Here is a 6,636-nt window from a genome sequence, read left to right as displayed (position 1 = left end):
CCCCATCTCCCTCATCTCCCCATCTCCCCATTTCTCCATCGAGCGATCGCTCTCAAATATGCAGCAACTGGAATTTGATAAACTTCAATAAAAATCCAAACAATAATTGATAAATGTGACAGGAAAGTTAATATTGTCCAAATATATGGCATCCACGTAATCGGCTCGTTGATATTAGGAGGAAAATAATAAGCTACTATGCCAATGAGAGTAGTAGGAAGGACTACAAAAGCTATAGCAGCTAGTCCATAACCCCAACCCAACTCCACCCCTTCTAACTGGGCTTCTGTCCAACTAAAGCCATTCCAACGCCAAACCAAGGGTGGTTGCCTAGAAGGCATCTTGATTTGCTGTAGTTCTAGATTCACCGTAAAAATCTCTTGGCAAAAGTCACAAGACATCGCTTCCATCAATGGCATGTGAGAAATCTTACCTATCCGACAGACTGGGCAGGGGTAAACTCCATGATAGTCAAAAGATTTGGCTAAGATTTTGGGACTGGGCATAATGAAACTGTTGATTCTAAAAAGTTGATCTGCTGAATAAAGACTTGGGAAAGAATAATGTATGCCATTTCTCAATTGTCTGTAATTAGCTTTCGCAAGGTAAAAACAAAAGTCAGGAAAATTAGATGTTTTGATTTTGGAATCGTAGCTTTCCCAATTTTTGAAAGGCTATGCCACTGTAAATTTGCTGTATCTATTCATCTGGACTTTTCAAGTTTTTTCATTGATTTTTGATTATTTACACTATTTATTTAGTTATGACATACGAATACTTGTAAAGTTATATAACTATCACAACGTCGTATGGCAAGCCGCTTTCTTCTTCTAGGCAAACAATCAACGAGAACTTCATGATACAAATTCTGGGAAATTGAGGATAAAAAAGCTTAAAATGTAAGCGTCTAAATTCAAAGAAAAATCTGAAAACTCATTTCAGGTACGATGCGCCACTTTTGAGCCTAGACGCGCAAAAGACGACTTGTCATAGGCATCAGAACAAGCTTGATGAGTGAATTTTGGTGACTCCTCTACAAAAAGCAACCTACACCAAGCATTTCATGAAGAAATGCTTATAGTCTTGATTCCCCCAGTTGTACTGAGTTTATCGCTTTTTTAGCTGTTGTGGGGGTCTTGACAACACTAATTCCTTTTGTTAATGTTACTATACATAGATTTATATAGTTTAGTTAAATTTTCCAGTTAAAACGCCTCGCAAATGTTTAACGCAAATTCCTATTTTTATTTCTGGTTTAGGGTGGTTCACCGGCGGTGAATTGAGTTTCCACATGGAAACCCCCCGGTGAACCGCAGAGCGAACTCTGCGGTTTTTGTTTTTTAAGGAGAATTTCATTGTGACGACTTATTTCAGTAGTTGGTTTTACGGCTTTTACTTTTGGCCCAGAGTCAGTTCCGGGTAAATAGCGTAATGCCGATAAAGCACAACGCGCCCGGAACTTTCCAAGGTTCTGGGTTTTTTTATTAGGGCATGGGGCATGGGGCATTGGGCATCGGGCATTGGGCATCGGGCATGGGGCATGGAAAGAATAATTCTTGACTCCTTGCTAAACAGTCAACACTCAACAGTCAACACTTTCAATTCCAAATACTCAATTTCTTAGGAGAATTAAACCATGATTAACGCTAAACTAGCTGCACAATCTCATCCCAACCATCAGACAATCGTTAAACTTTCAGAAAAAGTTGCTTTTGGTGGTGAGGAATTGGTAATTATCGGCGGCCCTTGTACTGTTGAAAGCTGGGAACAAATGGAGACAGTAGCCCAAAAGCTATCTACTGCTTCGGTACAAGCTTTGCGTGGTGGTGTCTACAAACCCCGGACATCTCCCTACGCTTTCCAGGGTATGGGGGAGCAAGGATTGGAAATTTTGGCGGGGGTGCGATCGCAGTACAATATGCCAGTCGTAACTGAGGTGATGTCAATCTCCCAAATTGAATCTGTGGCGGCTTACGCTGATATGCTGCAAGTTGGTAGCCGCAATATGCAAAACTTCGATTTGCTCAAAGCTTTAGGCCAAGCTGGCAAACCCATACTGCTAAAGCGTGGTTTAGCAGCGACAATTGAAGAATTCGTGATGGCTGCTGAATATATTCTCAGTCACGGAAATCCTGATGTGGTGTTGTGTGAAAGGGGTATCCGCAGCTTCGATGATTACACCCGCAATGTTCTAGATTTAGGCGCAGTAGCAGCACTCAAACAAATAACTCACCTACCCGTGATTGTAGATCCTTCTCATGCCGTAGGTAAACGGGAATTGGTAGCGCCGGTAGCTAGAGCCGCGATCGCTTGCGGTGCAGATGGGTTAATAATTGAATGTCACCCAGAACCAGAAAAATCTGTTTCTGACGCCCGTCAAGCTCTTTCTTTACAAGATATGGTGGATTTAGTTAATAGTTTAAAGCTTATAGCAACAGCCGTTGGGCGCAGCATATCACAGCCAAAAGGGGCGGGTTCTAAGTCTGCCCCTTTTGTTTGCGCTGCTTGAACAAAATATTGAACTTAGCTCCCACCAAAACCTTCATCATTTTTTTGTAGATTGAGCTTAGCGCTTTTAAATCACTCTGGTCAAATAAAAATCTCAGCTAAGTTTTCAACTACAGACATAAACTGGGTTTGGAGCTTTATTTTCTAATATTATGGCTAAAATTATTTCTTTTGACTGTAATATCATGTCCGCATAATTAGTTATGATTCCCACAGCCATTGCACCCCACCCCTTAATCCCCTCCCCTTGCTAAGGGGAGGGGAGACAAAGCGTAGCTTTGGCTCTTTGGGGTTTTTTGGGTTTAATAAGTAATCAAGCGGACATGATATAAGTCCTGTTTAGTAAGGATTATTGCTTTTTTCTCTAGAGAGAGTGATGAAAGAGCGTTAGGGAACTCAAAACAATAAATCATCCAATTTCTCGACTTCTTATTGGCTTACCCTACGGTAAGCCTTTTGTTTGGTCTCTACGTATCTCAAAGGCCACTTGCAACCTTGTGGTTTTTCCATACTTCTAGATTTTTGAGTTATGGTTGTCTAGTCAGAGTTACCCTCAATTCTAAAACTTTATTTTTTAATGGCCCTGAACTACTGACGATTTATCAAGGCTTTGAGATACTTGGAGTCTAAAATTTTATTTATTTTCTACACCAAACAGTGTTACAAAGCAACCTTGAACTATGAACTATAGGTGAATAATAGTAGCAGTCTATTGACCCCATAATAATGATGTATTAATTTGGTTGTGTGATTGCCGAATAAAGACTGTTTTAAATACCAATCTATAAATGTGGACAGTAACTCTAGTCCACACATTTTGATATTGCACCTCAGTTCATACTAAAGGTGAACTTTATCCTCGAAAGCCTTTTCAGCATTTGTAACAGCTAACCTAAGACTCTACTAATTAGTGATAAATTATGAAAAAAACGCTCATTATTGGCATTGGTGGAACAGGACTGACAGCGATTCGTGAAATTCGTAGGCTGATTGTAGAACGCTATGAACAGGGATTACAAGCATCAGAAGTATCAGCAGTTAAATTTCTTTATATAGATACAGATACTAATGATATTACTCGGCATAATTGGTCAGTATTAGGTAAAAATATTAGTTTGACACCTGCTGAAAAAATAATTATCACAGGAGATCGTCTTGGCCCATTAGTACAGAATTCAGTAAATTATCCAGATATTGATGCTTGGCTTCCAACTATTAGTAATTACATCGGTGAACCTGGTAATGGAGCTAAAGGTATTCGTGCCTATGGCAGACTAATTTATGAATTTAGTGAAAATAAACAAAGAGTCCAAGAGGCTTGTACTAATTGCTATAACGCTTTAAATCACTCTCATAGAGAATTGACAGATTGGAGACTTTATCTCATTTGTGGACTAAGTGGTGGAACAGGAAGTGGTATGTTTTTGCCTTTTTCTTGGGATTTAGAAAATTGGCATTTATACCAACAAGGGAATAACCAAAATAAATTTTATAGTTTTTTTGTCATTCCACCTCTTGCAATCACAGGTCGGCATGAACGTTATCATTCTAATGCTTATGCTGCCTTAAAAGAACTAAATTATTATCCATTTGTACCAGAGAAAGTTCCCTATAATAATTGCTATCTTTTAGAACCTCGCAATTCTGATGGTACAGTTATTGACTTGGCTAGTTTACCCCTATTAATTGCTCAGAGACTCTTTTTAAACATTCAAGGTGGAGAAGCAGCAGATCGGGTTGATGCTATTATGGACAACCCATCATTAGGTAATCTAAAAATAGATCCAGTAACAGGAGACCAACACGCTTCTTATTTTTCAACATTTGGTATTTCAACTGTTAGCTATCCTAGAGAAGCAATTTATAAGTGTTTAGCTTATAAACTTGCTACAATTGTTGTCTTTTCTTGGACTGCTGAAACAAATTATCCCAAAAATATCAATGAACGAGTAAAAACTGAGCTAGATAGCATTCGTCTTTCTCTCTCTCATTTGCTAGGAGATAGCGATCCTTTTGGAAATAAAAGTTATTTGAATTATGAAGTTGAAATCAATAACAAAATAGATAGAGAATTAAATGGAGTTGCTGCAAGAAAATTAGGAGATAATACTGAAAGAATCCGTACAAATATAGAAGAAGAATTTAGAGGAATAGGTATAGTTAATTTTTATCAACAACTAGATAAAGATGTTAAAGGAGCGGTTGAAGTTGCAGTTAATCTCACCAGAGAAAAGATAACAAGTTATTTAATTAATCCTGATTTTGGCATCGAATATACTGAAAGATTTATATCGGAATTAAAGCTAATAATAGATGAATTTAAAGCTCGATTTGGCGAACAATCTAATGATAGATACGAGCAAAGAGTTACCAGAAGCAGGCAAAATTTAGCTAAAGTTCTTGACGCAGTTAAAAAAAGGGAAGTTGGCCTTTTATATCTGACTTTTCAGCAAGATCGTAAGGAGATTAGTGATAAACTTAAAGATTATTTAATAACCCTTGCGGGTCTGAAAGCTAATAAATACGCATTAAATTTTTTAGGGAAAATAATTCCTGAAATCGATAAAATTCAAGAAGATTTAGGAACCTGGAAAAATCTAGCCGAGCAACTACTCAATAAACTCAATGGCATATTAAAAGATTTACTAGAACAATTAAGTAAGGGGACTCAAGAAAACGGTAAAGTTATATTTAATGAAATAGGTTTAGAACAGCTAACTAATCAAGTCAATAATCAAATTATCAAATTTGAAATCGAAAATCGAATTCGGATTAATCTAGGACAACAAGATTTAGATTTGACGCAAATAATTAAACAACACAATCTAGAAAGATTTTTGTATCAAACGGCTTATGATTGGGTATGCAGCGAAACTTTTCCAGCAAATGTCAGTAAATTTACACTCTATGATAAATTTATTAATCAATATCCTAACAGCGAAGAACGCCAGCAAATTTTAAATGATGTTAAAAGACTATCTACATCTTTTCTGAAATTTGCTCCGTCAGAAGTACAGCTTGATACGCAAATAGTTCCAACATCGGTTGAGATTATAAGTGTTCCCAATCTAGATAAGAATCAAGGACAAATCGGACATGAAGGCCGTCCTAACCATCTTGTAGTAATAGACGATATAAAATCTGTGGGAGTTTATCAAACTCATAACGCTAATGATGGAAATAGAATTACTTTTTTGCAAGAAAAGAAAGCCTTTCCTCTACGTTTTATCGAATGTTTATCAACTTTAAAGCAGCGTTATGAAAGTTACCCGCATCAACAGGCATTACATATTGATAAAAAGGTTGTGCCTAATCTGTATAATCTTTATCTGCTAACACAACAGCAACAGCAACAAATTCAAAATGCTGAAGAAGTTTTTGTTCTAGCTCGCGCATTTGGTTGGATAAATTTTATCAAAAATCAACAAACTAATAGAAACGAAATTCGCTATGAATTTGAACAAGATGGCCTGATTGGAATTCAATCTTATGTACTAGGATACCAATGGGATGAGGTTTTTACACTTTTTATAAATGATTCTATTGCCAATCATCCTATTAACGAACAAGTTAGAACTGCTCGTGAGTTATTAACAGATAAGTTCATGAAAAAATGTCAGGATGCACGTCTTAATTATGAAATTTTACAACAAATAGAGAATCAACTTAAAATTTGTGTTGGGGAACGTTTTCAAGAATATGGAAGAGACAATTCTGTATATCAGAAATATCAAAAAATAGCTAATCGTGTTGTAATTTATTTACGCAAAGAGTTTTGAATAAAATGAAATTTCTCCACTTAAGACCAATTGTTAAAACTGTATGTAAAGGAGACGCTGAACATGACTGTCCTAAATTTGTTGCAAAAGAAGATTTAGGAGATACAACCACCTGTCCTAAATGCAAGGGAGATGTTAAGCAAATTAGAGCATGGAATCAAGCAGCGATAATAGTTTATGTCGTTATTAGTTTATGTGCAGTATTTGGAATTTTCCTATTGAGTAGAATTACCTCAATACTACCACCGCCTCCGCCTCCGCCTCCACCTCCGCCACCCACACCTACACCCACACCTACACCCACACCTACACCCACACCTACACCCACACCTACACCCACACCTACACC

The 6,636-nt window shown here is 37.2% G+C and carries 4 protein-coding genes; 2 read left to right on the top strand and 2 right to left on the bottom strand.

What is annotated here, in order from left to right; all coding sequences use genetic code 11:
• Positions 1-11 precede the first annotated feature (11 nt).
• Positions 12-506 (bottom strand): hypothetical protein, encoded by a 495-nt coding sequence (locus tag GNE10_RS30370; RefSeq protein WP_185569514.1) that lies wholly within the window; start codon positions 504-506, stop codon positions 12-14.
• Between the two features lie 749 nt (positions 507-1,255).
• Positions 1,256-1,528, bottom strand: coding sequence for a hypothetical protein (locus tag GNE10_RS30365; RefSeq protein WP_185569512.1), 273 nt, complete (start codon positions 1,526-1,528; stop codon positions 1,256-1,258).
• A gap of 108 nt (positions 1,529-1,636) precedes the next feature.
• Here GNE10_RS30365 and aroF point away from each other — a divergent pair, with 108 nt between their 5' ends.
• On the top strand, positions 1,637-2,509 hold the full coding sequence (aroF, locus tag GNE10_RS30360; protein WP_099069161.1) for a 3-deoxy-7-phosphoheptulonate synthase: 873 nt from the start codon (positions 1,637-1,639) through the stop codon (positions 2,507-2,509).
• 919 nt (positions 2,510-3,428) lie between these two features.
• Positions 3,429-6,287 (top strand): tubulin-like doman-containing protein, encoded by a 2,859-nt coding sequence (locus GNE10_RS30355; protein ID WP_185569510.1) that lies wholly within the window; start codon positions 3,429-3,431, stop codon positions 6,285-6,287.
• Positions 6,288-6,636 lie beyond the last annotated feature (349 nt).

This window comes from Nostoc sp. 2RC, from assembly GCF_014222165.1.
In the GTDB taxonomy this organism is placed as follows: Bacteria; Cyanobacteriota; Cyanobacteriia; order Cyanobacteriales; family Nostocaceae; genus Nostoc; species Nostoc linckia.
Note: the sequence above shows the minus strand (reverse complement) of the source record. Positions and strands in the feature narration are given on the sequence as shown.